This window comes from Microcoleus sp. bin48.metabat.b7b8b9.023 (assembly GCF_013299185.1).
Classification (GTDB): Bacteria; Cyanobacteriota; Cyanobacteriia; order Cyanobacteriales; family Microcoleaceae; genus Microcoleus.
In genome coordinates this window covers 48,586-74,967 of record NZ_JAAFKG010000028.1, presented here as the reverse complement: position 1 = coordinate 74,967, position 26,382 = coordinate 48,586, and the positions used below count along the sequence as shown (strand labels likewise).

The 26,382-nt window shown below is 45.1% G+C and carries 27 protein-coding genes and 1 other RNA gene; 20 read left to right on the top strand and 8 right to left on the bottom strand.

Features of this window, described 5'->3' with window-relative positions; genetic code table 11:
* The first annotated feature begins 289 nt into the window (after positions 1-289).
* The 4 genes from QZW82_RS16990 to QZW82_RS16975 all read left to right on the top strand — a co-directional run bounded on the left by QZW82_RS16990 (position 290) and on the right by QZW82_RS16975 (position 5,400).
* Positions 290-1,972, top strand: coding sequence for a tetratricopeptide repeat protein (locus QZW82_RS16990; RefSeq protein WP_293150171.1), 1,683 nt, complete (start codon positions 290-292; stop codon positions 1,970-1,972).
* A gap of 589 nt (positions 1,973-2,561) precedes the next feature.
* The gene (locus QZW82_RS16985) at positions 2,562-3,410 is read left to right on the top strand and encodes a hypothetical protein (RefSeq protein WP_293150169.1); all 849 of its coding nucleotides are present in this window, start codon (positions 2,562-2,564) and stop codon (positions 3,408-3,410) included.
* A 656-nt stretch (positions 3,411-4,066) separates the two neighbouring features.
* Complete coding sequence (locus QZW82_RS16980) at positions 4,067-4,381, top strand: RNA-binding protein (protein ID WP_293150167.1); 315 nt, start codon at positions 4,067-4,069, stop codon at positions 4,379-4,381.
* A gap of 407 nt (positions 4,382-4,788) precedes the next feature.
* Positions 4,789-5,400, top strand: a complete 612-nt coding sequence (locus QZW82_RS16975) for a hypothetical protein (RefSeq protein WP_293150165.1) — start codon at positions 4,789-4,791, stop codon at positions 5,398-5,400.
* Between the two features lie 287 nt (positions 5,401-5,687).
* Here the strand turns inward: QZW82_RS16975 and egtD are convergent, their stop codons facing one another.
* From egtD to QZW82_RS16955, 4 genes are all read right to left on the bottom strand, one after another.
* Entirely contained in the window at positions 5,688-6,731 is a 1,044-nt protein-coding gene (gene egtD / locus QZW82_RS16970; RefSeq protein WP_293150163.1) for an L-histidine N(alpha)-methyltransferase, read from the bottom strand.
* 474 nt (positions 6,732-7,205) lie between these two features.
* Positions 7,206-8,600, bottom strand: a complete 1,395-nt coding sequence (locus QZW82_RS16965) for an SUMF1/EgtB/PvdO family nonheme iron enzyme (RefSeq protein WP_293150161.1) — start codon at positions 8,598-8,600, stop codon at positions 7,206-7,208.
* Positions 8,572-9,360, bottom strand: a complete 789-nt coding sequence (egtC, locus tag QZW82_RS16960) for an ergothioneine biosynthesis protein EgtC (protein ID WP_293150159.1) — start codon at positions 9,358-9,360, stop codon at positions 8,572-8,574. Before egtC ends, QZW82_RS16965 begins: the two co-directional genes overlap by 29 nt.
* A 34-nt stretch (positions 9,361-9,394) precedes the next feature.
* Entirely contained in the window at positions 9,395-9,535 is a 141-nt protein-coding gene (locus QZW82_RS16955; protein WP_293150157.1) for a hypothetical protein, read from the bottom strand.
* Between the two features lie 14 nt (positions 9,536-9,549).
* Between QZW82_RS16955 and QZW82_RS16950 the strand changes: the two genes are divergently transcribed.
* From QZW82_RS16950 to QZW82_RS16940, 3 genes are all read left to right on the top strand, one after another.
* On the top strand, positions 9,550-9,768 hold the full coding sequence (locus tag QZW82_RS16950; RefSeq protein WP_293150155.1) for a hypothetical protein: 219 nt from the start codon (positions 9,550-9,552) through the stop codon (positions 9,766-9,768).
* A gap of 301 nt (positions 9,769-10,069) precedes the next feature.
* On the top strand, positions 10,070-10,357 hold the full coding sequence (locus QZW82_RS16945) for an RNA-binding protein (RefSeq protein WP_293150152.1): 288 nt from the start codon (positions 10,070-10,072) through the stop codon (positions 10,355-10,357).
* 40 nt (positions 10,358-10,397) lie between these two features.
* Complete coding sequence (locus QZW82_RS16940) at positions 10,398-10,571, top strand: hypothetical protein (RefSeq protein ID WP_293150150.1); 174 nt, start codon at positions 10,398-10,400, stop codon at positions 10,569-10,571.
* A gap of 163 nt (positions 10,572-10,734) precedes the next feature.
* Here the strand turns inward: QZW82_RS16940 and QZW82_RS16935 are convergent, their stop codons facing one another.
* The 3 genes from QZW82_RS16935 to QZW82_RS16925 all read right to left on the bottom strand — a co-directional run bounded on the left by QZW82_RS16935 (position 10,735) and on the right by QZW82_RS16925 (position 15,094).
* Complete coding sequence (locus tag QZW82_RS16935) at positions 10,735-11,181, bottom strand: hypothetical protein (protein WP_293150148.1); 447 nt, start codon at positions 11,179-11,181, stop codon at positions 10,735-10,737.
* A gap of 159 nt (positions 11,182-11,340) precedes the next feature.
* On the bottom strand, positions 11,341-13,785 hold the full coding sequence (locus QZW82_RS16930) for a putative PEP-binding protein (RefSeq protein WP_293150146.1): 2,445 nt from the start codon (positions 13,783-13,785) through the stop codon (positions 11,341-11,343).
* Positions 13,786-13,846: 61 nt separating this feature from the next.
* Positions 13,847-15,094, bottom strand: coding sequence for a transposase (locus tag QZW82_RS16925; protein ID WP_293150144.1), 1,248 nt, complete (start codon positions 15,092-15,094; stop codon positions 13,847-13,849).
* 90 nt (positions 15,095-15,184) lie between these two features.
* Between QZW82_RS16925 and QZW82_RS16920 the strand changes: the two genes are divergently transcribed.
* Positions 15,185-15,871: a ComF family protein gene (locus tag QZW82_RS16920; RefSeq protein ID WP_293150142.1), complete on the top strand. Its 687-nt coding sequence runs from the start codon at positions 15,185-15,187 to the stop codon at positions 15,869-15,871.
* Positions 15,872-16,149: 278 nt separating this feature from the next.
* Here QZW82_RS16920 and QZW82_RS16915 read toward each other — a convergent pair whose 3' ends face one another.
* Complete coding sequence (locus tag QZW82_RS16915) at positions 16,150-16,704, bottom strand: 2'-5' RNA ligase family protein (RefSeq protein ID WP_293150198.1); 555 nt, start codon at positions 16,702-16,704, stop codon at positions 16,150-16,152.
* Between the two features lie 128 nt (positions 16,705-16,832).
* On the opposite strand from QZW82_RS16915, the gene QZW82_RS16910 reads away from it, so the two are divergent.
* The 12 genes from QZW82_RS16910 to QZW82_RS16855 all read left to right on the top strand — a co-directional run bounded on the left by QZW82_RS16910 (position 16,833) and on the right by QZW82_RS16855 (position 26,379).
* Positions 16,833-17,099, top strand: coding sequence for a YciI family protein (locus QZW82_RS16910; RefSeq protein WP_293150140.1), 267 nt, complete (start codon positions 16,833-16,835; stop codon positions 17,097-17,099).
* A gap of 23 nt (positions 17,100-17,122) precedes the next feature.
* An RNA gene (gene ffs / locus QZW82_RS16905) (signal recognition particle sRNA small type) lies at positions 17,123-17,219 on the top strand.
* A 23-nt stretch (positions 17,220-17,242) separates the two neighbouring features.
* Complete coding sequence (locus tag QZW82_RS16900) at positions 17,243-17,626, top strand: hypothetical protein (RefSeq protein WP_293150138.1); 384 nt, start codon at positions 17,243-17,245, stop codon at positions 17,624-17,626.
* A gap of 240 nt (positions 17,627-17,866) precedes the next feature.
* Positions 17,867-19,321, top strand: coding sequence for a transposase (locus QZW82_RS16895; protein WP_293142584.1), 1,455 nt, complete (start codon positions 17,867-17,869; stop codon positions 19,319-19,321).
* 193 nt (positions 19,322-19,514) lie between these two features.
* A complete protein-coding gene (locus QZW82_RS16890) occupies positions 19,515-19,958 on the top strand; it encodes a hypothetical protein (protein WP_293150196.1) in 444 nt (147 codons plus the stop codon).
* 24 nt (positions 19,959-19,982) lie between these two features.
* Positions 19,983-20,552 (top strand): Uma2 family endonuclease, encoded by a 570-nt coding sequence (locus QZW82_RS16885; RefSeq protein ID WP_293150136.1) that lies wholly within the window; start codon positions 19,983-19,985, stop codon positions 20,550-20,552.
* A gap of 95 nt (positions 20,553-20,647) precedes the next feature.
* Entirely contained in the window at positions 20,648-22,018 is a 1,371-nt protein-coding gene (locus tag QZW82_RS16880; RefSeq protein ID WP_293150134.1) for a DNA phosphorothioation system restriction enzyme, read from the top strand.
* A 504-nt stretch (positions 22,019-22,522) separates the two neighbouring features.
* Positions 22,523-22,786 (top strand): hypothetical protein, encoded by a 264-nt coding sequence (locus QZW82_RS16875; RefSeq protein ID WP_293150132.1) that lies wholly within the window; start codon positions 22,523-22,525, stop codon positions 22,784-22,786.
* On the top strand, positions 22,783-24,849 hold the full coding sequence (locus QZW82_RS16870) for an AAA family ATPase (RefSeq protein ID WP_293150130.1): 2,067 nt from the start codon (positions 22,783-22,785) through the stop codon (positions 24,847-24,849). Before QZW82_RS16875 ends, QZW82_RS16870 begins: the two co-directional genes overlap by 4 nt.
* Positions 24,839-25,495, top strand: a complete 657-nt coding sequence (locus tag QZW82_RS16865) for a Uma2 family endonuclease (protein WP_293150128.1) — start codon at positions 24,839-24,841, stop codon at positions 25,493-25,495. The genes QZW82_RS16870 and QZW82_RS16865 overlap by 11 nt, the downstream gene beginning before the upstream one ends.
* Before the next feature lie 12 nt (positions 25,496-25,507).
* A complete protein-coding gene (locus QZW82_RS16860; RefSeq protein WP_293150126.1) occupies positions 25,508-25,828 on the top strand; it encodes a nucleoside triphosphate pyrophosphohydrolase in 321 nt (106 codons plus the stop codon).
* An 80-nt stretch (positions 25,829-25,908) separates the two neighbouring features.
* Positions 25,909-26,379, top strand: a complete 471-nt coding sequence (locus tag QZW82_RS16855; protein WP_293150124.1) for a DNA phosphorothioation-associated protein 4 — start codon at positions 25,909-25,911, stop codon at positions 26,377-26,379.
* Positions 26,380-26,382: the final 3 nt, after the last annotated feature.

Below are 26,382 nucleotides of genomic sequence, written 5' to 3'. Positions count from 1 at the left end.
TTTTAGACTCTGGTTCAAGCTCCCAGATTCATCTGTGGAGTCAATCGAAAATCGAACAGTGAAAATCGAAAATCGACTGACGGTATTGTACAGCTCTGTACGGAAAGTGAGAAGAGTGCATAATTTTATACAAATACAGCCACTGAGTTATGGCTAAGTAAAGATCGTGAGTGCTAGTAGACCTGATATGCTAAGTTGGTCTCAAAACAGCAGCGATTTAACAAAATCATAAGTTAATATATAAGACCGCCAGCTTGTTATCCCACTAACTTTTTTACGTGCAAGGCGTATGCCAGACCTTTCGACTTCTACCACGGAAAACTCCTCAAACCCCCAACCAGCTCTGCTGCCCCCGATTTTAAGAATTTTTGCAGCATTTCCAGATTACGATCGGGGCAACAGACACTACGCATCGGGAAGGTACGAAGCGGCAATCATTTGCTACGGAAAAGCGGTGCAAATTAAGCCGGATTGGGCCCGCGCGTGGCTGAATCTGGGCAAAGCTTACAAGCAACTGTCCTCTTGGGCAGAATCCGTAGCCTGTTGCGATCGAGCGATCGCCATTAATCCCGAGGAATATTGGGCCTGGATGCTGCGCGGGACAGCATTGTTCAGTTTGCAAAATTACTCCGAGGCGATCGCGACTTTTGACAAAGCAATTGAAATCAATCCAGAAAAGCACGAAGCTTGGTATCAGCAGGGCAGAGTTTTAGAAGAAATGCAGGAGTGGGACAAAGCAGCAACCTGTTACAAAAAAGCAACCCAACTTCATCCAAATTTGCCCGCGATGTGGTGCAGGCAAGGCAGCGTGTTGCTGCAAGCCTCGCGCTACGCTGAGGCTGTAGCGGCCTACGAGCGCGCTCTCAAACTCGTCCCGACTAATTGGGAAGCTTGGCTGAACCGAGGTTTGGCTTTGATGAAGGCGGAACGCTACGCTGAAGCTGTAACTTCTTACGATCGCGCCATTCAACTGCAACCACAAAACACTTTGGCTTGGTTCAATCGGGGCATTGCTTCGGCAAAATTGCACAAATATGGAGAAGCAGTCACAGCTTACGATCGCGTCTTGCTACTCCAACCCAACGACTCCGAAGCTTGGCTGTACAAAGGAATGGCCCTGAAACACCAGTGGCGCGATGGGGCAATTGCTTGTTTCGATCGGGCAATTCAAATGAATCCCGCTTATCCCGAAGCATGGATCGGGCGGGGGCAAACACTGTCAGAATCAAGAGATTATGAAAGTGCGATCGATGCTTTCGATCGAGCGATTCAAATTAATCCGAATTTCCCCGAAGCTTGGCTGGGCAGAGGTATGGCCCTAGCAGAATTGGAACGCTACAAAGATGCGATTATCGCTTACAGCAATGCCCTCCAAATTGAAGGAAATTTTCTAGAAGCTTGGAATTTGCGAGGCGAAGCCCTAGAAAAATTAGAGCAATACGAAGAAGCGATCGCCTGTTTTGATAAAGTAATCTCTCTAAGTTCTGAAACAGACGTTACATCAAAAGTAGGATTGCAGCAAGGCGCAGCCCTGGAAAAATTGCAGCGTTACGAAGAAGCCGTCGCAGCTTACAACCGCGTCATTCAAAACGTGCCAGACAATTTTGAAGCTTGGTTGAAACGTGGCAACGCCCTGTCAAATTTGGAACAATACGAACAAAGTCTAGCATCATACGATCGAGCAATTACTATCTGGCCCGACAGCTATCAAGGCTGGGTGCAGCGAGGCCTGGTGCTGGGGAAAATGCAGCGCTATTCCGAATCACTTGTCGCTTTCGATCGAGTGATTCAACTCAAGCCCCACAACTGGGAAGCTTGGGCGCAGCGCGGCGACGTTTTGCAAAAATTGCAGCGGACTCAAGATGCAATTAGTTCTTACGGAGTCGCCCTAGAAATCAAACCAGATTACTACGAAGCTCTAGTCAGTCGAGAAGAATTGAGACTCAAAGATGCAATGTCAGGAAAATGGTAAGACAGTTGATAGTTGACAGTTGACAGTTGACGGTTGACAGTTGACAGTTGACAGTTGACAGTTGACAGTTGACAGTTGACCAAAGCTAGTAAGGAAGAAGGAATAGTAACGTTTCCGTTAGCATCGGAATTATATATTTGAATCGTTGAGCGTGCGAGCGTCCATAGCGAACCGCCTGAATCGCGAGCGAGACGCTCGCACTACAGTAATTCCGATGAAATTGGAAATGATATAAGGAAAAACTTACCGAGATATAGGGGTTCTCGAAAAAATGAGATATGGCCTATGCCCAATGCCCAATGCCCAATGCCCTATCTTTCTGACAAAGGCTATAGCGGATCAAGCTCTCATATGAGGTACGTTGTTGGGCTTGGGCCCTCTTTGTCTGGGTGGTTATATAACCTGTAAGTCATACCTCACCTTTTTGAGAAAGGCTATATATCTCTTCTTCTTCTCTTCCTGTGGATTATCTGCGGTCTACAAAAAAATCTAATTAAACCCTAAAATAATATTGATCGATCCCGATCGATCGCGATCGCACAAGCAATCAAATATAGGCAAATATTAACAGCTCCGACTTATCCTAAAAATGACACAATCAGACAACTCGATCGCAATTGCGAGTTCCACTTCCCAACTGTCAAACCAAAATTCGCTACAGCAAGCAGATGAGGCAATTTCCGAATTTGAACGCTCGAACCTGCTCAGCTTTTGGCCGGCTCTCAACAAAAGTCAAATTATCGCCGAAATGCGATCGCGCATCCACGATCCGTTTCAAATAAATCAAGGCGGACAGCCTTTTTGCGGCCCCGCAGCCGTCACCTTTACACTCTTGACGCGCAGCCCCCTCCGCTACGTCGAAATCTGCCGCCGTCTTTGGGAAACCGGCAGTTTTCGCACTCAATCCATGCGATCGATTTCTCCCTCAATGACGCTGCGGCAAAGCAAAGGCAATTTGCGGATGCCCCAAGCAGACTGGATGGTTTTATCGGCGTTGCGCGAATCAGAAAATTTGATATTTCCCATCGAAGCCAACGCCCCAGAAATTGTCCGCAACATCAGCGGGATGACCAAATCTTGGGAAATGGCTGGGTGGGCGCGAGAAATTTTGGGAAGCCCGGATGTAAAATCTCACTACGCTTATTTCAGCGGCGATATTCCAGCGCTGCGGGCCGCCGACGAGGCGATAAAAGCTGGGGGATTTGCTTTTGCTTTGATTACTGCTGAGGGAATGCTGCAAAACAAACCGCCGCTGATTCCTTATCCGAGTCACTGGGTGGCGCTGTTGGGAAATGTCGCAATTGATGAGGGAAGTGCCCGAAAGGGCGATCGATCTCGCGTTAGTTTTGATGTTTATACTTGGGGCAGAAAAATTCGCGTAGATATTCCTAAGAACTCTTTTGAGAATTATTTTTGGGTCGCCATTACAGGGCGCTAAATCCGATGCGATCCGAGACTGGAGATCGGAGATTAGAAATTCATCTAACACATGAAATAGACTTCTTTTCAAAATACTTATGATGCTTCTGAGAGCAACATCCCACAATTTTCTTTAAATTGTGAGATTGCTTTGAGCAGCTTCCCAAAATTTGATTAAAAGGACTGAGGCAAGAAGTCTAATCAACTGTCAACTGTCAACTGTCAACTGTCAACTGTCAACTGGACGCTGCTGAGAGCAACATCCCACAATTTTTTTTAATTGTGAGATTGCTTTGAGCAGCTTCCCAAAATTTGATTAAAAGGACTGAGGCAAGAAGTCTAATCAACTGTCAACTGTCAACTGTCAACTGTCAACTGTCAACATCCACCTGCTAACAGCAATCAAAAAAATCAGCCCTCAGCTCGATCGCACAGCAAAAAACCAAGGTGATGAGGCTAACAGTGCAATATGTCAGTTATCAAGAATACTTTCCGTGGGAGATTGCCCGACGGCACCCTAAATTGAAAATTAAGACAGGCAATTGCTGATTCTGCTGGCTTCATGTTATAGTAGTTTTTCAAGAATTAAATTCGGTTGCGTAGTTTGTTGGTGTTTATTTACAAGCGTCTCTCCGAATCTAAGTCTCTGCACCCTAATTAGATTCTGGAGATTTTATGTCGATTTACGTGGGTAATCTTTCTTATGAGGTCACATCAGACGACCTCAACGAAGTATTTGCCGAGTACGGTACTGTAAGCCGCGTCCAAGTGCCAGTGGATCGGGAAACAGGCAGAATGCGGGGTTTTGCTTTTGTCGAAATGGCCAGCGAAGCAGAAGAAGCAGCAGCCATTGCAGCCCTCGACGGTGCTGAGTGGATGGGCCGTGACTTGAAAGTCAACAAAGCCAAACCTCGGGAAAACAACAACAAACGCTCCTCGGGTGGCGGCGGCGGCTGGGGCGACAACAATCGCTCTTCACGACGCTACTAAGCTTGGAAACTAAAAATTTGAGTTTTGGTAGTTGACAGCAAGCGCGAATGCTGCTTTTTTTTCGGGTTGTTGGACTCGCTAAATACAACTGCCAAATCTTTAACTCAGTTTAGCCCCCTCCTTCGAGTGAGGGGGCTTTGTTGTTCGCGAAAAATTCCACGAGGTACGCCCGCCGCGCAGCGGACAGCTTAAATCGCAATTCTGTATCGCGATTAACTGCTTTTTTCAAAAAGCTTTCGGGATTTATGGGCCCAACTCGTGTAAACTATCAAACTAGAATTAACTACACAGAAAAGTTACAATAACTGCAAAAGTGATATTGCTCAAAAAAACAAATAATCTTTACTGAAAATTAGCAGATCGAACCAGCCAGACCCGCAAATCAATAGATTTTGCCTGAATTAAAGATGCCCAAGATCTACAGCACGGCGGAACTCATTAAAATCCTCGCTCAAGAGCGCCAAGCCTGCTTGCACGGGCGGCGCCTCAATTTGACTGAAACTCCTGCTACAGGAAACCCCGTGATCGATCGCTTTCTCAAATCTGAGGGCGTTCAAAAGTTCACTGCTTATCAAAATTTTAAGGCAGCCGTGCACGAATACCAGCGGGAACATCAAGTTTCTGGGATTGTCTGGCGGGAAATGACGGTTAAAGGCAATACTCTACGCTACCCGGCAGTGGATGACGAATTAATCGCTCTACCAGTTGATTTGATGACGCTGAAGGCTGCTAAGACTGCGATTTTGGAATTCTGGGAGCGGGTAACTGCGGGCATGGATTTGTATTTGAGTATTAATAGTGGGAAGGATTTTCGATCGATCGAGCCGATCGACGTAGAAGCTCTAGCCCAGCGTACAGAATGGGCGAGTCTCTCGAAGTGGGAAAAGTTGGATTTTCTCGAAATTTTGTTGCAGTTGGGCTGGGGGAAGCCCGAGGAAGCCTATTACAAGCGGGGATGGCCGACATCCGGCAGCGAGTACATTCACGCCGTAAAACCCGGACAGCGGCCGATTTGTTAATTAGTTATTAGTCATTAGTTATTAGTCATTAGTCAGTAGTTATATTATGTCCGATCGAGCGCGATAATATCCGTTCGTAGTGCGGACTTCAGTCCGTAGCATATTGCGGACTGAAGTCCGCACTACGAACCGTTTTTTGTTATGGTAATCGACCGGACATGATATTAGTAGTCATTAGTCATTAGTTACTGATTATTTGGAGATATTCAAAAATAACAAATAACAAATAACAAATAACAACTATCAAAACAGTCAACTGTCAACTGCCAACTGCCAACTGCCAACTGTCAACTGTCAACTGTCAACTGACAAAGCATCAAGCCAAACCACTGATTTGGGTCTGTCCAAACTTGCACCGGCTTTAAACCGCGCTGCGAAAGATCTGCCTTGACAGTATTGAGATTAAACTTGCGCGAAATTTCGCTGCGGATAGTTTCTCCGGCGGCAAATTCAACCGTTAAATCGAGCGCGCGCAAGTTCACTGTTTGCGCTTTCTTACTTTTCAAGTGCATTTCAATTTGACATTGTTCTTGATTGTAAAAAGCCCAATGCTCGAACTGCGCTAAATCAAAATTTCCCTGATACTTCCGATTTAAATGTCGCAGCATATTCAAGTTAAATGCTGCGGTCACTCCTTGACTGTCATCGTAGGCCGGCTCTAAAATATCCTTAGATTTGTCTAAGTCAATTCCCAGCAAAAAATACTCTCCCGGCTGCAATGCACCGACAACTTGCGAGAAGAATACATCGCATTCTTGATGGTTTAGATTGCCGAGGGTGCTGCCTAGAAAGCAAATCATTCGGGTTGGCAATGGCGACGGGGCAATTTTAGCTAAGGCTAATTCGTAAGTGCTGACAAGTCCGTGAATTTGGAGCGATGGATAATCTGCTAACAGTTGACAAGCGCTGCTTTCTAGGATAGTAGGGCTGATGTCGATCGGCAAATAGTGCAGCGGATATTCCAATTTGCTGTAAGCATCAAGGAGAATCCGGGTTTTCGTGGAACTGCCGCTGCCAAGTTCGACGATTTCGCACGGGCCCGTCAAATGGGCGATCGCCCCTGCACACTCTTGCAAAATTGCCGTCTCAGTGCGCGTTAAGTAGTATTCCGGCAACTGACAAATCAACTCGAAGAGGTTCGAGCCGCGATCGTCGTAGAAATACTTGGGAGGCAGGGTTTTGGGGTTTTGAGTCAACCCGGTAATTGCATCGCTGCCAGCGTTGATTTCTGCGGGTGTCGGTGCCACAGCGCTCACCAGCCGCTCTAAGTACAGCCGGTTTTCTTTGGTTGACGCTGGGTTTGTCTTGTCGGAAAGTCTTGAGGATTTCATAAAGTAAAATTAGGATGCACAAATGGGTATAGCACACAGTCGCGTTACTGAAGATCGCACTCCAGCTAGATTTTTTAAGCCGCTCTCTGTTCTGTATTTTCTCACCCGATGGCGAGTCGCGTCCACAAATTAAAATTCAACAAATATCAACCTAAATTATTAAATCATTAACAAACATTTTTTAATCTACTATTTTTAAGTGGAAAAAGTTTTGGTGTTTGACAAGCAAATATTGTCTAAAATTAACTATTTATGTTTTAAAAAATAAATTTTACCAAAAAGAATTGATTAAAAGCCTCTTCCTTTGAGGGAGAAATTAAAATCAGACTATTCATTACTCCAATCCTCTTCTTTTTAGGTAGAGGTCGCTTTCAAACTGTCAACTGTCAACTGTCAACTGTCAACTGTTGAACGGTTCGTAGTGAGGACTTCAGTCCGCATAAAATTAGAGGACTCGCATTCCTCACTACGAACCTATGCGATCGTAGTTATAGCGCAGCGAAAACCCGCGATAATTTGCCGCACGCCCGGATAGTACCAATTCCGAAAAGTCGATCGCATTGCCTGAGGAAAAGTTGCCCAACTCCCGCCTTTCAAAACCCGGTGTTCTCCATCAAAATAGAGTTCAGAGTATCCCCGATAAGGATAACTTTCAAATCCTGGATAGGCGTCAAAGGTTGAAGCTGTCCACTCCCAGACATTGCCCAACATATCGCAGCAGCCTGCTGGACTTGCTCCCGTTGGAAAAGCATCAACGGGGGAAGTATTGGCAAGATGATTGCCGTGATTGCACAGGCTGGCATTTGGCTGTGCTTCTCCCCAAGGATAGGTAAGTTTTGTCCCAGTTGTGGGATCCCAACTGGCTGCTTTTTCCCATTCGGCTTCCGATGGTAAGCGCTTCCCGACGAAGTTGCAGTAAGCTTCGGCTTCGTACCAACTGACGCCGCAAACTGGATGGTTGTTGAAAGCAGGGTTTTCTGACCAGTAAAGCGGGCGATCGACTAAATGAACTTTTTGCCATTCCCAGCCCTGGGCAGACCACCAATCGCGGTTCTGATAGCCGCCGGATGTCATAAAATCTCGGTATTGACCGCAAGTGACCGGATAGCGATCGATCGCGTATGCTTCTAGATCGCACAGATGGCGCGATCGCTCGTTATCCAAAGTTTCAGCAGCATCGCTTCCCATATAAAATTCCCCGCCGGGAATCTCAATCTCTAAATTGGCGATCGGTAATGGGGCATCGGGAATCGTGAATTGGTAATTGGGAATTGGTAATTGGTAATTGGTAATTAATCCTTGTTTTTCCAGATTTCTTCTATCAATTACATCCCGCACATTGCTCGTTGCCGAACTTCCTTGTTCCTGATGCCTTCTATCCGCTACATCCCGCACATTGCTCGTTGCCGAACTTCCTTCTTCCTTCTCCTGCATTTGCAGCACGAAAGCAACTGTTTCGCAGTGCTGACTTTCGTGCTGAATAATAAACCGCCAGAGACGTTCCTGTTGTGCGATCGGCGCTATTTCCAAATAATCTAACACCTTTTTTCGCACCGCATCCAGATATAATTCAACTTCTGGAAAAGTTGGCAAAAAAACCCGTTGTTTTTTCGGCAAAATATCCGCAGCAAACAGTTGGTGATACTCAGGAAAAACTGGCTTGAACCCACCACATTTTTGCAACAGCCACAAATCCTCAGTATAAGCAATGTGACCTAAATGCCAACCAACCGGACTAAAATCTGGATGGGCTTGACGGCAGAAAGTATTGTAATCGATGTCTGCAAATAGTTGAAAAGTGCCGCGGCGACACTGCTGCAAATCCTGATAAATTGCCTCTCTACAAGATTGGATTGATTTCGATCTCACCGTCTACTCCCGTATTGATCGTGCTCTGGACTGGACACTCGTGCCAATTGCCACCAAATAAAGGCTCAGAAGCAATGATGACAGAATTGGGGAAATTTAAATCGTCCCGCAGCCAATACAGGGAAGGAGGGACTTTTGGGAAAGCAAAACGAGAGGCAACGAGCTGCTGTCCGTCGCTGATAATAATATTTGCTGAAAATTCAACTTGGTGAGCGTTTGCTAGTTCAGCCAAAGTTTTCAGGCAGTTTTGCAAAGCAGCTTCTAGGCTCAGGTTGCCGGCTGTTAATTCATTGACAAATAAGCCGAAGATGTGCTCTGAATCTGTAGTACCGTTAATTGATTGATAAACGGTATCGTTGAGCCGATCGCGAATTGGTCTGTAAAGACTTTTGCGAAAATTCTGCACAAAGCCGTTGTGTACGAACAACAGGCGATCGTGTTGAAACGGCTGACAGTTGCTCAAATCTATAGCTTGTCCTGAAGTTGCACTGCGAACATAGGCGATCGCACAGCCGGATTCAACATATCGGCTGATACTCGGCAGATTGATGTCGTTCCAAATTGGCTGTACATTTTTATAAGTAAACGGATCGGTATCGAGGTGCGGGTGATACCAACCGATACCAAAACCGTCAGCATTGAGCAAGCCCGAAGTCATTTCGCGGGGCTGGTAACTCTGCACAATTAGCGAATGTTCCGGCTTGTACAGAATAGAATCGAGTAAAATCGGCTCGCCGAGGTAGCCAAGCAAACGGCACATAAAATTTTGTAAACAAACAGATTAGCATTGTAAATCATTTGCCGACAATTTTCCGGCAAGCGTTTTTTGCAGCATGAGCTTGCCCATCTTTAACAGGCTCGATCGCCCTTTTTTTGCAGTCTGCTGCCAGCATCTCCGTACAAACGGTACAGTAAAGATAGAACCCCAGCAGCACAAGGAGACTCTTGAATGTTCCTCGACGAACTCATCCCAGTGGTCAAAGAATTGATCCAACAGCCTATAGCCTTTGCGGGCGGATTTTTTTCTGGCCTGCTTCGACTCAACCTTCACGAAGATCCCGTTAGAAGCTGGATCGATGAGCAAGCCGGTTCAACTTCCTACACTCCTCCCGCAGCCGAAGCCACCAATGCTAAAAGCACCGGGCCTCAGTCGATCTCGATCGACTAAGCAAAAGGACTAACTATTGCAGTCAGTAGAAAGGGTTTGTCGGTGCGGCAAACCCTTTTAGTTCAAAGGCGATCCTTCAACAGTTGACAGTTGACAGTTGACAGTTGACAGTTGACCCCCAGAGAGCGACCTCTCCCGGTCAGTCCGAGTATTGGAGTAATGAATAGTCTGATTTTAATTTCTCCCGAAAAAGCTTGGGGATTTCAACCAATTCTTTCTGGTCAGTTTTAAGCTTGATGGCACTTGAGAGTCAAATGAACCGGTTATTATATGTAGCAACAACAAGTTTAGTTCGATCGACATGACTATCTATATTGGAAATTTGTCCTACCGCGCCACCGAAGAAGACCTGAAATCAGTATTTGCAGAGTACGGCACAGTCAAGCGAGTTGTCTTACCTACCGACAGGGAAACCGGTCGGATGCGCGGCTTTGCATTTGTCGAGATGATGGAAGATGCCCAAGAAGACGCTGCAATTACCGAATTAGACGGTGCAGAGTGGATGGGGCGTCCCTTGCGAGTGAACAAAGCTAAACCGAAAGAAGAGGGCAATCGAGGCGGAGGTATGAACAGGAACAGCGGATATTAGTTCGCGATGCGGCGGTTGACATCCTCTCGGAACTCACCTGATGCGCCAGCGTGCAAGTAGCGCCGAATTGCTAGCATCAGTTGATTTGGGAGATGCGATGTCAAATCCGCTGCATAAAAAAAACATGGACTTTTTCCAGACAGAATTTACGCACCGGAGGCGTAAAACCCGATTTCTTACCAGAAATAATTGGTTGAAAGCCTCTGAGTTTTAGGGATAAATTAAAAAAAGACGATTCATTACTCCAATCCTCGGACTTTCAAGTAGATGTTGCTGTCAACTGTCAACTGTCAACTGTCAACTGTCAACTGTTGAACGGACACCTAGCTGGTCTAAGCAAGATTTATCAGCAGAAACCGGGTTGATTAGCGTCAGTCTTAGAAAGAGTAAATTCGCCCTTTTTCATCAATATAAACTGACCGATCTTGCCTAGTGCGGCCGTCTGATGTGCTGATGCGAACCGTCACAATGTTTTCCTTGGCATCAACGTTATAGTCGTATTTCAAAGTTGTGGTTCCTCCTTTGACATTAATCGGAATATTGGCAATGTCTCCGGTGCGGTTGCTGACGCGAACCAGGATGTTTTTGCTAGCTCCAACTGGCAAGGATGACAAGCCGACACCTGATTGACCGTACTCTAGATTTAATCCGGTTTCATTTAACAGTCTCAGGGTAATGTTGCGAGTATTGTCAACCTGTGCTTGAGGTTGCCAGAATCCTGGTTTTGTCCCGCCGTCAGTTGCGGGTTGAGATAATGCTGGATGGGGATGCAGACAGCCGAGGGCCGCAAGTATTGCTGCGGTTGCAATAATTTTTGATTTCACTGTTTCTACCTCCAGTTAAAGTGTGGGTAATATTTCTATCATAGCTTGAAAATCGGATGTTTTTAAATGATCGCTGAGGTTTCTTAAGGCGCGATCGCAGAAAAACTCAGTGAGGAAGCGCGATATATTTATGCAAAAACTAGATTTTTGTAATAATGGTTAATTTTTAACGATCGCGCGCGCGGCATCTAGCAACAGGCGCTGTTCGGCGCGGGCGATCGCCCTGTAAGTCTGTTCTGTAGTATCGACATTCACCGAAATAGACGAAATCCCCCACCGCACCAAGGATTCAACTATCTCGGGATACAAAGCTGGAGCATCGCCGCAGATAGAACAAGGAATTCCCGCAGCCCTGGCTTGTCGGATTAATTGCTCGATCGCCCTCATCACTGCTCGATCGCGTCCGTTGAAACCAGCTCCTACCTTTTGGGACTTGCGGTGAATTCCTAACAGAAACTGAGTTAAATCGTTGGTGCCGATGGAAATTCCTTGAACTCCTGCTTTTACGTAATCTGGCAATAAAAATAATACCGAAGGAACTTCCGCCATAATCCACATTTGAAACTGGTCTGGTCGATTTTTCAAAATAGTTTCTAAGCGCTGGTGGCAGTAGACAAACTCGTCTACAGAACGCATGAAAGGCAAAATTAAATTGATATTTGTATGACCTGACTCGCAGACTTTTTGAAGTACGGACAACTCCCAATCAAATAACTCCGGTTCAAAGGTATCGCCGAAACTGCCGTCGGCTCCTGACTCGCGCAAGTCGAGAGATCGATAAAATATTGGTCGCGGTGCTACCGCAGCGGCAAATAAGCTGAGGCAATCTGCCATGCGATCGACAAATTCCGATTGGCGACCATCTTGCAGCCAAATTTTGGGGTTTTGACAGTCCAAAGCTTCCAATGCCATTAATTCGGAGCGCAATAATCCGATGCCGTCGATGGGCAGATTTCTGAGGCGATCGATCGAACTTGTTTGGCTGACATTAACCAGCAGTTGAGTTGCCGTTGGCGCGCCCCAAACTGATTCGAGAGATTCTGCCCGTCGAGGTTTAGATGCGGGATTGGACGATCGCTCTGATGTTGAAGATTGATAATTGGCTATTGACATTTTTGCTGCTGTACTGTAATTATCCGCATTGTTTGGCGTTTCCTGAAGGGGGTTGCTGTCTGCTGTGTCGATCGCCGGATGCGGGGCGAGGGCAAAAACTTCTCCGCTATCGCCATCTACCAACACCACATCGCCCGAGGCGATCGCCCGAGTCGCCCCCACAACTCCCACAACCGCAGGGATTCCCAATTCTCTCGCTAAAATGGCGCCGTGGCCTGTCATGCCTCCTTGTTCGGCAACTATCCCAGCAGCAACTTTCAACCAAGGCAGCCAATTCGGATCGATTGTGCGGGCTACCAAAATGCCTCCGGCTAAGAAGTCGGCGTTTTCTGGGTGGGAATTAGTCATAACTTGGGCAATTGCTTCGGCTTTTCCTGAGGCGGCGCCCAAACCTTTGAGGATAGCAGGAGTTCGGATTTGGGCGATCGCTTTTTCCAGGGAGGGCGCCACTTGTTCCCGTGGCAAAAGACGAAGTTGAGTAAAATAAAACTGCGGTTCGCTACTGTTTGCTGTATGGTTTAGCGTCCACTCCAAGATTACATTACAGTCAAATTCGGCGATTACTTTTTGGCTCAATTCAATGAGTTTTTGCAATTGCGATTCCTCTAAAACGTATTCACTTTGCCATTTCTCTCCCAGCGTCAAAAGTTCCACGCAACTGCCAGCAAAATCGGGAATTAACAATGTAGAATTGGTGATTTTTCGGCTTTCCCAATTCCCGAGCAGCGGTTTTTTTTTCGGCTTCCCCTCCCCGGTTTTGAGATTGTATGCTAATGTTTTGTAACCGAGCCGCTGGAAGTTAACAGCCCCTGTTTCGGGCTGCACTTGATAGTAATCGGGGATGGTTTCTCCCCGAGCGAGGGACAGTCCCAAACCGCTGGTGGCTTGGATTTCCCAGGCTGCACCGCAGTTAGTTTTTACCTCGCCCGCGGCGATGGCTGCGGCGAGGGGCTGCACCAAAACTGCGGGATTGATTTGCTGTATTTTCATGCCGCACCGCTGCCAGTAAAATAGACTTCTGGCTCTGAACAATTCTGCCCAAGCGCGTTTGAGTCCGGCTTCAATGGCTTCTGGTTCGGCACGTACTGCGTGAGATTCCAGGATTCCGGCTGTTTTCGGGTTCCAGGAAGTCAGGGAAGGGCGAAAAATTAAGGCTTGGGAGTTGAGAGCGCCAACAGCAGACTCTAGGCTGGAGAGCAGTGCATCTGGCAGTTTGGCGGTGAGGATTTGGTGGCGGATGCTGCGAGCGATAGATTGCAGTTGTCTGGGTTCATCGACATTCAAGTGTAGCGAAGAGTGGGGCCAGTCAGCCAACAGCGGTTCTAGCCAGTCGATCGACTCTAAAAACTGCGAAAATGTTGTAGCCGGCACGACAAAACCCGGTACAGCGGGGTGATTTTGGGCGAGCAAACAGCTCAAGTAAAATGCTTTTTCTCCCACTGCATCTCGGTCTGAAGGTTGAATTTTGTCTAGCCAGTAGAGGTTTGTCACGCTGGGAGCCTGTCCTTGGAAACTGATTTAATTTTGATAGTTTTTCCAATTAATCACATAGTTACAGGTTTTCTAGACAAATATTACACTTGCCTCGGACAACCATTTTGTAAGGTGTGACCCTTACTGGACGTACTACTACGCCCTGTATTCCCTCGGCAAAAGCGTTGGGAAATGCTTTTTTGACAATGTTAGCGCTGCCATTCACATCCGCATTGATCAGTCTGCCATCACCAGCACGAAACAAACCTCGCTTAATTCGCTTACCTTTGTACTCTGAATGCTTGACACAAGCTTCATTATCTAAAAAAGAACACTTAGAAGTGTAACTTTCTTCAATAACCTTCACAACGATTCCTGCTAACTGCGCTTTATAAGTTAGGATTTGAATAAATCTTGCATGAGGTATTGCTACGAAGTTCTGATTGTTCCGCTTGCCGAGATTTATTCCCTGTTTCCAGTTATCATTTTTACCAATCACCAGTGTCCCGATTCGGTTAGCTGCCAGATGATTGACGATAAATCTACTAGCGTTATGCAGGTAATTATCTACTTTTACATTACGCTTGTGAGTTAATTGTTCAATTTTGATTGATGTTTGTCTCTCTTTTTTCAAGTATGACTGCAACTGTGCCTTTTTTTTGTGATAGTAGGCATTGATTGATTTGAGAGGTTTACCATTTATTATCAGCGGCCCGAACCCTTTTTGATTGGATGTAATAGTCGCTAAGTTATTCAGACCAATATCAATTCCTGCTATCCCTTCAACATCTGATGATAAGCCAGTTACAGCCTTGGATTCATAAACTACCTCCATCGAGTAATGGTAAGTTTTCGGAACAATTCTGACTTGATTTATAACCCGAACTTTAGTAGTTAGAAATATCTGGGTTTTCGAGAAATTGATTATTCCTTTTTTGAGCCATTCTTGACTGATGGCTTGAGCGGTGTAAGTCAGGACATTTCTGCCTAATGTTTTGTGTTTGTATCTGGGTATTTTGGGTCGGGCTTTGAATTTATCTGGATGGAGGTTATATTCCTTGCTAGCTGCAAAAAATGATTTCCAGCTTTCATGTAATCTCAACAATACTTGCTGAGATACTTTGGCTGGTAATGCTAGATAGTCAGTCTTTCCCTGACATATTTTCTGTATTTTATAATAATCTAGGTATTCTCCCGAGGTAATAAATTTTTGTCGAATTAGGTAGTTAGCGTAGTTGAAAAGATTCTTAGAAAGAAAGCACAAATTATCTAGCTGCTTGTATAGCCAGTGGTTTCGATCGATAATGTGCTTGGAAACGAGCTGCATTGTTTTGCCCTCATTTTTGACTATATTATAGTATACATGGCTATTAATGGCTATAAAGTCAATGAAGTTTTACAATACCACAATTTTAGGATGAACCAGCGAAAATGGACGGGATTAGTCCAATCTTTTCTCAATCTATTTCTTAAGTCTAACTGTGCTCTTTGTCAGCGACCGGCCGCCGAGGAGTTTTGCGGGTACTGCCACAAGCAACTTCAGCACTGTCAGTTAGCCGATCCGGGTCGATTTTGGGGATCGGAACAGCGTGTTTTTGTTTGGGGGGAGTACGGCGGGACTCTCAAACGGGCGATCGCAGCTTTAAAATATGAAGGAAATCCACAATTAGCGAAACCTCTTGGCGGCTGGCTGGCAGAATCTTGGCTGAGTTTTCCCGAATTAGCTATTGACAATTTAACAGTTGTACCGATTCCCATGCACAAATCAAAGGTCAAGGAACGGGGTTTCAATCAGGCGGAACTTTTGGCGGAAAGTTTTTGCGAGCTGACTGGTTTGCCTTTGCAGCGGCACGGTTTGGAGCGGGTGAAAAATACTCAGGCTTTATTCGCTCTGACAGCACAGCAGCGGCAAGCGGAAATGAAAGATGCTTTAATTTTGGGGAAAGATTTTCGGCGCCGTCTCCCGCGCGATCGAGTTTTGTTGGTTGATGATATTTACACTAGCGGTACTACTGTCAAGTCGGCAATTAAAACATTGAAAGAGTCGGGAATTGCGGTTTATGGAACTGTGGCACTTGCCAGTCCCCCTCGGCGCGATCGCTAATCTACTTTACTTTCAATTTTAAACAGGTTTGTAGTGGATGCACTTGCAACCTCAGAAACCGGGTTTCTCTGAATATTTGTCGTCACTAAATGCAAAAACTCGTAGAAACCCAGTTTCTCGCCCCCGCTTGCAACCTCAGAAACCGGGTTTCTATGAATATTTCTCGTCACTAAATGCAAAAACTCGTAGAAACCCGGTTTCTCGCCCCCGCTTGCGTAAACAAGTTTTTTTGGGAAAACGAACCGCGAAGACGCGAAGTCCGCGAAGGAAGAGAGAGTTCAGTCTGAAAGCGGAAATTGCTGGCTGATGTTCCAGCGGCTGCCGTCGTGAAGCAGTAAGGTTAACGCAGCAGCGATAAACTCAAAGTGGAGTTCGCGCGCTGCGAATTCCAGCCAAGCCGTTTGAAAATTATCCTCAGTTAAATCGCGAAACGCTACAGTCATGTGCGGTACAAATGGGCGAGTCTGAGAAATGCGATCGACAATTCCTAAATTTGCCGCGACATAACTCATCAAATCTGTTTGAATCTCCAGCAATTGGGGCGATTTGACAACATCCGCATAAATGACGCGGGGTGCGAAAGCGGCAAAACCGGATAGCGTAACGGGAATTGGGAGCCGATTTGCAGTAAAGGCCCTGAGACTTTCCTCTAATTGCGCCACATCCGCCGCAGGCCATTCAAAGGGAGGTTGCAGTGTGATGTGGGGTGGCGAATTTAAGGCACCACGGCTGTTGTAGCGATCGGCAAAATACAGTTTAATCTCGGTAATCTGCTCTTGAATATCGTCCGGCGCCAGTAAAGCTATAAAAAATCTTTGTTTTGACAGGTGCATGGGATAGCATCGGATTAAGGAAGGAATGGCCGAGTACGGGCGATCGAGTATTTCCTCAATGCCCCGCACCAAAACACCCATTCCCAATCTACAATCCAAAATCCAAAATCTATAATCTAAAATTTAATATGCCTTGGTTTGTCAAAATTGAGAAAGGAATTGTCGAAAAGCCTGTGTTTGACCAGTACGTGCCAGCTCACAGAGCTTATGTCCGAGATTTGATTTCTAAAGGACACCGAGCGAAAACTGGCTACTGGGCGAGGCGGGGCGGCGGTATGTTGATGTTTGAGGCGGCTTCGATGGATGAGGCAAAGGCGATCGTCGCTGAAGACCCTCTGGTGAAGAACGGTTGCGTTATTTATGAAATTTATCACTGGTGTGTGGTTGAAGAATAAATAACTGTGCTATACTCATAAATGAACTGGCCCCACGCGATTCCAACGCCCAAATCTTGTCAGGACCGGAAGGTAGCAGCAACACGGGATGCTTGTAATAGGCGTGGTCTCCGGTTCACCCAGTTTTATGAGGTGTAGTTCCTATGCCTGGTTTCGGAGATATTTTACAAAAAGCAGTTTACCTTGGTGTCGGGCTAGCTTCCTACGCTGGTGAAAAAGCTGGCAGCAAGTTAACTGAATTACGCACTGAAGCCCAAAAGCTGGCAGATGAATTGGTGAAGCGCGGTGAGATGTCAACAGAAGAAGCTCGTCGCTTTGTTGATGATATGGTGCAACAAGCTCAGCAGCAGCAACCACCTGTAGAAGCTGCTGGGGACAAAAAAACCGCTGAACCTCGGCGGATTGAAATTGTTTCTGAGGAAGAAGAAGTTTCTACAAAAGAAACTAAAGAAACCGGCGGCGTAGACAAGCTCCGCGAACAGGTACAGAATTTACAAGACGAATTGCGGCGGCTCAAGCGCGATTAAGCGAAAAAAGCTCGCGCAGCAAAGCATGAAGGGAACTCAGGATAATAATCTTGAGTTCCCTTTTTGAATATCTTCTCTGTCAGATGTGGGTGGATATACCGCAATAGGTAATAGAATTGAGATTAGGTGCGATCGCTTCGCTGGAGGCAGGCTGCTTTCGTATAGTAAACGATTTCTTGTAAATTCCTTGAAGATAGCGGTAGACATTGATACTATGTAATCAACAAAAAACCACCGTGTATGATGAATTCCAATACATTGGATACGGACTCAACTTCACGCGCCAAGAAATTCTTGCCTTTTTGGGACAAGTCATGTCAGGAGATATCGAGACAGTTGTGGTCGTCGATCGCTTTGACCTACTCGCGCCCAGGAGTTGACAGATCCATATTATCAAGTGGATCTGTCAACAGCAAAATTGCTAACTCCTGGTTCTGTGCCGAACAGACTTATCTCCCCAACCAGAAATGGTTGAAGATATCCTATGAATCATCCAGGCTGACGATTGCGGACTCTACTCCCAGCGTCAAGACAAATCTACTATCCAAAAAGATCCGAGTCTACCCGGAAACAAAACTAGCTCAGAAATGGCGGACATGGATAGCCGCAAGCAGATGGTGTTACAATCAAGCAATTGCCATTCTCAAAAATGAAAAAATCGGTAAATATGAATTGCGTAAACGCATCATGGATTCAGCGCCTGAATGGGTGTCTCAACAGCCATACAACCCGCGTCAACTAGCAGTATTTCAAGCCTGTGAAGCACACAAAGCAGCTTGTAAATCCCAAGGTACAGCCAAATTTAGAAGTTGTAAAGCTCCTACTCAAACTATTAGGTTTCAAACAGCAAACTGGAAATCAAACACATTCTATCCGCGCGAAACCAAAGGCTTGTCTTTTAAAGCGTCTGAAGCAATAGTGGAGGTAATGCAACACGAACCAACCCTTAGTATTATCAACGATCAATGGTTTATCTGCTATGCGGTTGACACTGTTGCACCGCCTCCGACTCAATCCGAATTAGCGATTGCCTTAGACCCGGGAATCAGAACATTTATGACAGGATTTGACGGTCATAATATACTGAAATTAGGCAAAAGTGATATCGGTCGCATTTATCGGTTAGCCAGACATTTAGACAAGTTAATGTCTCGGCTCGGAAAAAGCAAAGGTAGTCAGTTTAAGCGGCTGCGGTATCGATCGAGAAAAGTAGCAGCCAGGATTCGTGTTAAGATTAAGAACTTAGTTTCGGAATTGCACAATAAGGCGGCTAATTACCTAGTTAGCAAGTATAAGTTAATTTTCTTGCCAACATTTGAAACGCAGCAAATGGTAAAAAAGGGTAAGCGAAAACTTGCCACGAAGACAGCTAGAGCGATGGTAACTTTGAGTCATTATCGTTTTAAACAAACGTTGAAGCATCAAGCATCCAAGTACGGTTGTGTTGTAGTAGACGTGACAGAAGAGTACACCAGTAAGACTTGCTCAAAATGCGGTCATATCCATAGTAAGTTGGGCGGCTTAAAAACGTTTAAATGTCCCGAATGCGGACACACTCTGGACAGGGATTTAAACGGCGCTTTCAATATTCTGTTGAAAGCTTTGAGGGATACCTCCATGTCTGGTAAGCTGCAAGCTTTCCAGATTATGCCATACACAGTAGATTTGGGTGGATTCCTAGATTTACCGGGTTAAATGTATCTGTACTTATCTGTTAAATATTTTGCAATATAGCCTTTTTCAGTAACATGAGGTGCTCTTATGGGCATAGGGCATAGGGCATAGGGCATAGGGCATAGGGCATGGGGTTCCGCGGGCATAAGCCATTGGATTGGAACCTGCGTACCTCACCACGCTTGAGAACCGCTATAGTTTAGCCGTCAAATTTATGGAAGATTGGTCTAAAGATTTTTTTGAAGTCATGGAAAATGCTGTTTCTGAAGTAGAGCATTTTTTCACCGACATCGGCGAAGAGTTTGTCGAAATGCTGGACGTTTTGGTAAAAATTTCGGAAGAGTTTACTGAACAAGTACAAAATAACCTGATTGTTGAAGTTGATGGTTATTTAAATGAATTTGATGGTTATTTAAATGAATTTCTCGAACCAATAATTGAAATTTGCCGGGACTTTGAGCCGGATTTTGATGAGATAGATTCGTCGTTTGTGACTTATGTAGACCCTTCGCCGACGCAGCATCCGGTTTGTCGCGGTTGCATGAACTATCACGGTCAAGTTTACGGCGGAAATTTGTTGGTTTGTGCGATGCACCCTACTGGTGTGGAATCGGACAGTTGTCCTGATTGGGAAACTGACGGCGATGTGAATTTTTAAGAGTTTTTGAGGGTTGAATCGCTTATGCTAACGTCAATTCAGTCTCCGTCCAAGATTTCTCTGGAAGAGTTTTTGCTGATTCCAGAAACTAAGCCTGCTAGCGAGTATGTTGACGGTCAAATTTATCAAAAATCTATGCCGCAAGGAAAACACAGCACGTTGCAAACCCGTTTTGGGAATAGAATTAATCAGGTGGGAGAACCGCAAAAGTTAGCTTTTGCTTTTTCAGAATTGCGCTGCACTTTTGGAGGACGTTCTATTGTTCCAGATATAGCCGTGTTTGAGTGGTCGCGCATTCTTCTCAATGCTAATGGAGAAATAGAAAATAGGTTTAAAATTGTGCCGGATTGGACAATTGAGATTTTATTGCCGGATCAAAATCCAACTCGGGTTATTAATAATATTTTGTTTTGCTTAAATCACGGTGCTAAATTAGGTTGGTTGATTGACCCGGAAGAAAAATTAGTTCTGGTTTTTAAGCCGCAGCAGCAACCAGAGGGGAAGGAGGGTGAGGATATTTTACCTGTACTCGATGTGCTGTCTGATTTGCAACTGTCCGCGGATGACTTGTTTGGGTTGTTAAGTTTTAATTAGAAATGAGTTACAGTTGAATCAGGGAAGTTTGCATCTAACTACATTTTACAGTGAATCGATCGACCTTTAATCATTCGGAATTTGGGTTCCCGAGGATGCCGCCATCGCTGCAATTGCGACAGTATCAGCAACAGGCGGTTGATAATTGGTTTGCAAATCGGGGACGCGGTACGCTGAAGATGGCGACGGGTAGCGGCAAGACGATTACTGCGCTGGCGATCGCCACTGAATTATACAATAAAATTAACCTTCAAGTCCTGCTCGTAATTTGCCCGTACTGCCATCTGGTGAATCAGTGGGCGCGCGAATCGGAGAAATTTGGTTTAAAACCTATTTTAGCGTTTGATAACGCCCGCACTTGGCAAAAAAAGCTGGCTTCTGGTTTGTATGAAGTGCGATCTGGCGATTCCCTAGGGGATAGCTGCGCTTCACGGCTATTTCTGACAATCATCACAACTAACGCTACATTAATGTTGGATAGCTTGCGATCGCAAATCCGGTATTTCCCCGAAAAAACCCTAATTATTGGAGACGAAGTACACAACCTAGGCGCGCCTCGTTTAGGAGAAAGTTTACCCCGCAACATTGGACTCCGCCTCGCCCTTTCCGCCACTCCAGAAAGACACTTCGACGAACAGGGAACTGAAGCTATCTTAGATTATTTCGGCCCAGTTTTGCAGCCGGAACTCACCTTAGCCGACGCCATCCGCCAAAAAGCATTAGTACATTATTTATACTATCCGATTTTAGTCGAATTGACCGAATCCGAAACCCGCAAATATTCCTACTTAACTAAAAAAATTGGTTGGGCGCTGTCGGGCGAGGAAAAAATAGAACCAAATGATGCTTTAACAACCTTATTAATGCAGCGGGCTAGATTGATTGGGGCGGCGGCTAATAAATTAACAGCGTTGCGAGAACTAATGATGCACCGTCTCGACACATCCCATACATTATTTTACTGCGGCGACGGTGCGATCGAAGCAGGTGCGCGCCGCAGCAACCACCGCCAACTCACAGAAACCGCCAAATTATTAGGTTCAGAATTAGGTTATCGGATTAACACCTATACGGCGGCGACTCCCTTAGCAGAAAGAGAAAGATTGCGCCAACAATTTGAGAGTGGAGAATTGCAAGGTTTAGTCGCGATTCGCTGTTTGGATGAAGGCGTTGATATTCCAGCAATTCGCCATGCTGTAATTTTAGCAAGCAGCAGCAATCCGCGCCAGTTTGTTCAGCGCCGGGGACGAATCTTGCGGCCGCATCCAGGGAAAGAAAGGGCAACTTTATTTGATATGATAGTTTTGCCTCCAGATTTGGGTCGAAAAAGTTTAGAAGTCGAGCGTAACTTGCTGCGAAAAGAGTTAAAGCGCTTCCTGGAATTTGCCGATTTAGCTGACAATGCTGGGGAAGCTAGGGTCAAATTGGTGCAAATTCAAAAACGTTACGGATTGTTGGATATTTGACATTTATTCAGGTTCGGTTTATCTTAAAAAGATATAATTATTCGATCGCAGTTTGACCAGTTAGTTTAGTTTGGTGGCACGCACAGACCTCAGAAACCTGCTTTTTTCCTAAATTTCTCGTTTCTCGTCAAAATCGTAGAAACCGGGTTTCTTTGCAGATTTCTCGTGACACGACAGCAAAACTCGTAGAAACCCGGTTTCTCACCCCACGCGTCACTCTGAATGTTTTGATTTTGGCAACAAAACAACTAAGTTAACTTAATTAAATATCCAATAAAGATGACTCAAAAGCAAGCTGCCATAAGCCTTATTCCTTCTTCCTTATTTTTACCCCCTAGCCTGGCCTTATAGCCTTCTTCCATCGGACTGAATCCGTTACATCCGTTACATCGGTTGAGCGAATCCGTTGCCCAACTTCCTTCTTCCATCGGACTGAATCCGTTACATCCGTTACATCCGTTACATCCGTTACAGAATCCGTTGCCGAACTTCCTTCTTCTACTTATGACTGAAAATCTGGTTAGGGCTTTTAGATATGGAGATAGTGCGATCGCACCCGTACCGATCGCTATTTTAGCAGAAAAGCGTTCCAGCTATCATACTGACAAAGACTTGAGCGACGTACAGCAACCAATTACCACCGCGCCGCCGGAAGTCAGACAAATTATCGAGCGCGTATTGGAACTGGAAAAAGATAAACTATATATGAGAGTTCCCCGCTATATTAGCGATGACATTTTGAAAATAATTAAGGAAGCGGTTCTATGAAATTAATGTCAATTGTTCTGTGCAATTTTCGGCAATTTTACGGCCAAACTCCCGAAATCAAGCTAGCTTGGGGCGAACAAAACATCACGGTAATTCATGGCAATAACGGCGCCGGAAAAACAGCTTTAATGAACGGCTTTACTTGGGTGCTGTATGAAAAATTCAGCGCAGCTTTTGCGGTGGGAGAACAATTAGTCAATAAACGCGCCCTTGCGGAAGCCAAATCTGGCAAAAAAGTAGATTGTTGGGTAGAGATTATTTTTGAACATGACACAAGTCACTATAAAGTAAGACGTGCTTGCCGCGTTTATAAAGGTGAAAATAATGTAGAACATGGCAAGAACGAATTATTCTTGCAAATATCAAAAGATGACGGGCGCTGGATGCCGTCGGCGCAGCATCCAGACGATATTATCGGGCGGATTTTGCCGGAAAGTCTGCATCAATATTTCTTTTTTGATGGAGAACGAATCGAGCAAATTGTCCGTCACGACAAGAAAGAAGAAATTGCTGAAGCTACAAAGGAATTGCTGGGAGTAGAGGTATTGAGTCGATCTATCCGACATTTGGGAGAAGCCAAAAAGTCTCTAGAAAATGATTTAAAAACGATTGGCGGTTCCGAAATCAAGAAACTTTTAAAAGAAAAGCAAAAGCTTCAAGAAGAAAAAGATAAACTTTTACAAAAGCAAGTAGAAGTTGAGAAAGAATTGACCAACCAAGGTGAATTAAAAAAAGTAGTAAATGCTAGTTTGCTGGAACTCAGTGGTTCTGCTGAGTTGCAAAAATTGCGGAATGAATTAGAAATGCAGCAAACTTTGCTTAAACAACAAAATGCTACCCATTTAGATGCTATAAAAAGAGAAATCTCTGTGCGCGGTTATACGATATTTATGTCGGATGTGGCGGCTGAATTTGAAACGCTGATCGCTGATTTGCGGGAAAAAGGCGAGTTGCTTTCGGGGATTCAACGGCCATTTTTGGAACAGTTATTAGTACAGCAGCGGTGTATCTGCGGTGCCCAATTGGTGGAGGGTTCAGAAGCTTGCAAAAATGTCACGGGTTGGATGAATAAAGCCGGTGCTGGGGATGTGGAAGAAACTACGATCCGAATTAGCGATCGCATAAATGAGATCGATCGCCAAATAGCTGATTTTTGGGACGAAATCGATCGCCAACAAAGCAATATCAGTCGCGGTAGATCCGAACTTTCTCGCGTGGAAAGCCAGTTAGACGACATTCACACCAAGCTAAAAAACTTCCCTAACGGCGATGTCAGCCGCTTGCAAAAGCGCTTGGATGAGATTGAGGCAAAAATTGGCGATTTGCACCGAGAAACAGGCTCTAACCAGCAGCAGATTGAGAGTTTGACTGCCCAGATAGTGGCTTTGGACAAGCAAATCGACAAGCAGCAACTGAATGAGGAAAAGCAAGTGTTGGCCCAGCGCCGGATTGCTGCGTCTCAGGATGCGATCGATCGCCTGACAGAAGTGCGATCGCGTTTAGAAAAACAGTTTTGTTCTCATTTAGAAAAGCGAGTGCAAGATATTTTCAGTCAAATTTCTTTTACTCCTTACATCCCCAAATTGAGCGATAAATACGAACTAACCCTAGTAGAAAACACCTCAGGAAAAGAATCTCTAGTCGCCGCTTCTACCGGAGAAAATCAAATCCTCAGCTTGTCGTTTATCGGCGGGATTATTGAGGGCGTGCGCGAGTGGAGTCAAAAAAATACTTTGATGGGCCCGGATAGCAGTACGTTTCCCATTGTCATGGATTCTCCCTTTGGCAGTTTAGACGAAATTTATCGCAAACAAATTGCGAATAAACTGCCAAAGTTAGCAAATCAACTCATAGTTTTGGTAACAAAAACTCAGTGGCGCGGAGAAGTAGCCCAAGAGATGGAAAGTGCGATCGGTAAGGAATACGTGCTGGAGTACAATTCTCCTAAAGCTGATTGTCAAGAAGATTCGATCTACCTGGGAGGGACGCGCTATGCTTTAGTTAAGCGCAGTCCCGACGAATTTGAATATACAAAAATTGTAGAGGTAGATTATGGCTTCTAGTTCGGCAATTACACAGGTTTTGGAAACGGATATTTGGACAAAAGCAACTTGGGAAGAGTTTCTGGCGTTTGCTGATGACTCAACGTGGGAAAAAGGCAAATTTTATTATTACGAACAATACGTGAGGGTAGAAATATCACCAGTCGGGCCATTGCACGGGCGTCACAATTCAATTATCCCGTATGTAGTTATTCTGTTTGCTGCATTTAGAAATATCCGAGTAGTTCAATTTGCTAATGCCAGTTTCCGCAAAACAGGTATTCGTGAGTTTCAACCCGATCTAGCTTACTACATCGGTTCGGATTTGAGGGTTCCTCCTAATGACAGCAATTCACCTGTTAATTTGAATGAATACGATCCGCCTAATTTGGTAATAGAAATTGGCGCATCTTCTTTTAGTGATGATTTGGGTAACAAGCGGTTGCTTTATGAAGACGCAGGAATTAGCGAATATTGGGTTGAACGTGCAAACACGCGGGAAGTTTTTGCCTTTGCGATTAATGGCGGAGGTAGTGGCCGAATTCAACAGTCGCGGGTTTTACCTGGGCTAGAAATCGCGTTAGTTGAGGAAGCTTTGAATCAAAGTCAAACTCAAGATGATGGAGAAATTAATCGCTGGTTGATTCAAAATTTTAGTCAAGGTTGAAGGAAGTTTGATATGGAAAAAAAGTATTATAAGTTGGTGCGCGATCGCATTCCTGACATTATTCGCGAAAGCGGGAATGAATGCGAAACTGCTGTTTTGTCAGATGCCGAATACTGTCAAGCTTTGCGACAGAAATTGATTGAGGAAGCTGGGGAAGTGGCGGAGGCTTACGGGGACGAGTTGGTGGCTGAATTGGCTGATTTGTATGAGGTGATAGATGCGCTGATGCTGAGTTATGGCATTTCGGGCGATCGCATTTTAAACGCACAAGCCAAGCGCCGGGAAAACAGGGGCGGTTTTGCACAAAAAATCATGCTGTTGCGGACATTCTAAACAGTTGACAGTTGACAGTTGACAGTTGACAGTTGACAGTTGACAATTGACAGTTGACAGTTACCAATTCCAATTACCAAATGGCTGCCAACAGAATTAGAATTGCTAAAGACAAAGCCGATTTAGTTAAATCCTTAACTTTATCCGACAACAAAACCGGGCCTTTCCAGACTTACGCCGATGTCATCGCCTTCGCCGCCTCCTTAGGAAATAAGCGGAAAAAACGATCGCCCTTAGGGGAAATTTCCAAACGCGAACCCGGTTCAATCGATGTTGATATTTTTGTATCGAGGGGCTACGATATGGCAATTAAGCTAATTGCGATCGGCGAAACCAAAAATCCGCAAATTCTCTCCCATCTCGACGAAAAATCAGAGGCAGAACGCTTGCAAATTTTTGAAGAATATGCTAACGGTGGCTTGGAAATTTTGCGAGAAGAATTTCGGGGTGCCGCCGATTATACCGATCGCCTTTTGTTGTTCTTAATTTCTGAAAGGGACAATAAACATCGGTCAAATGAAGAATTCGATTTAAGCAAGTTCTTATTCTGAATT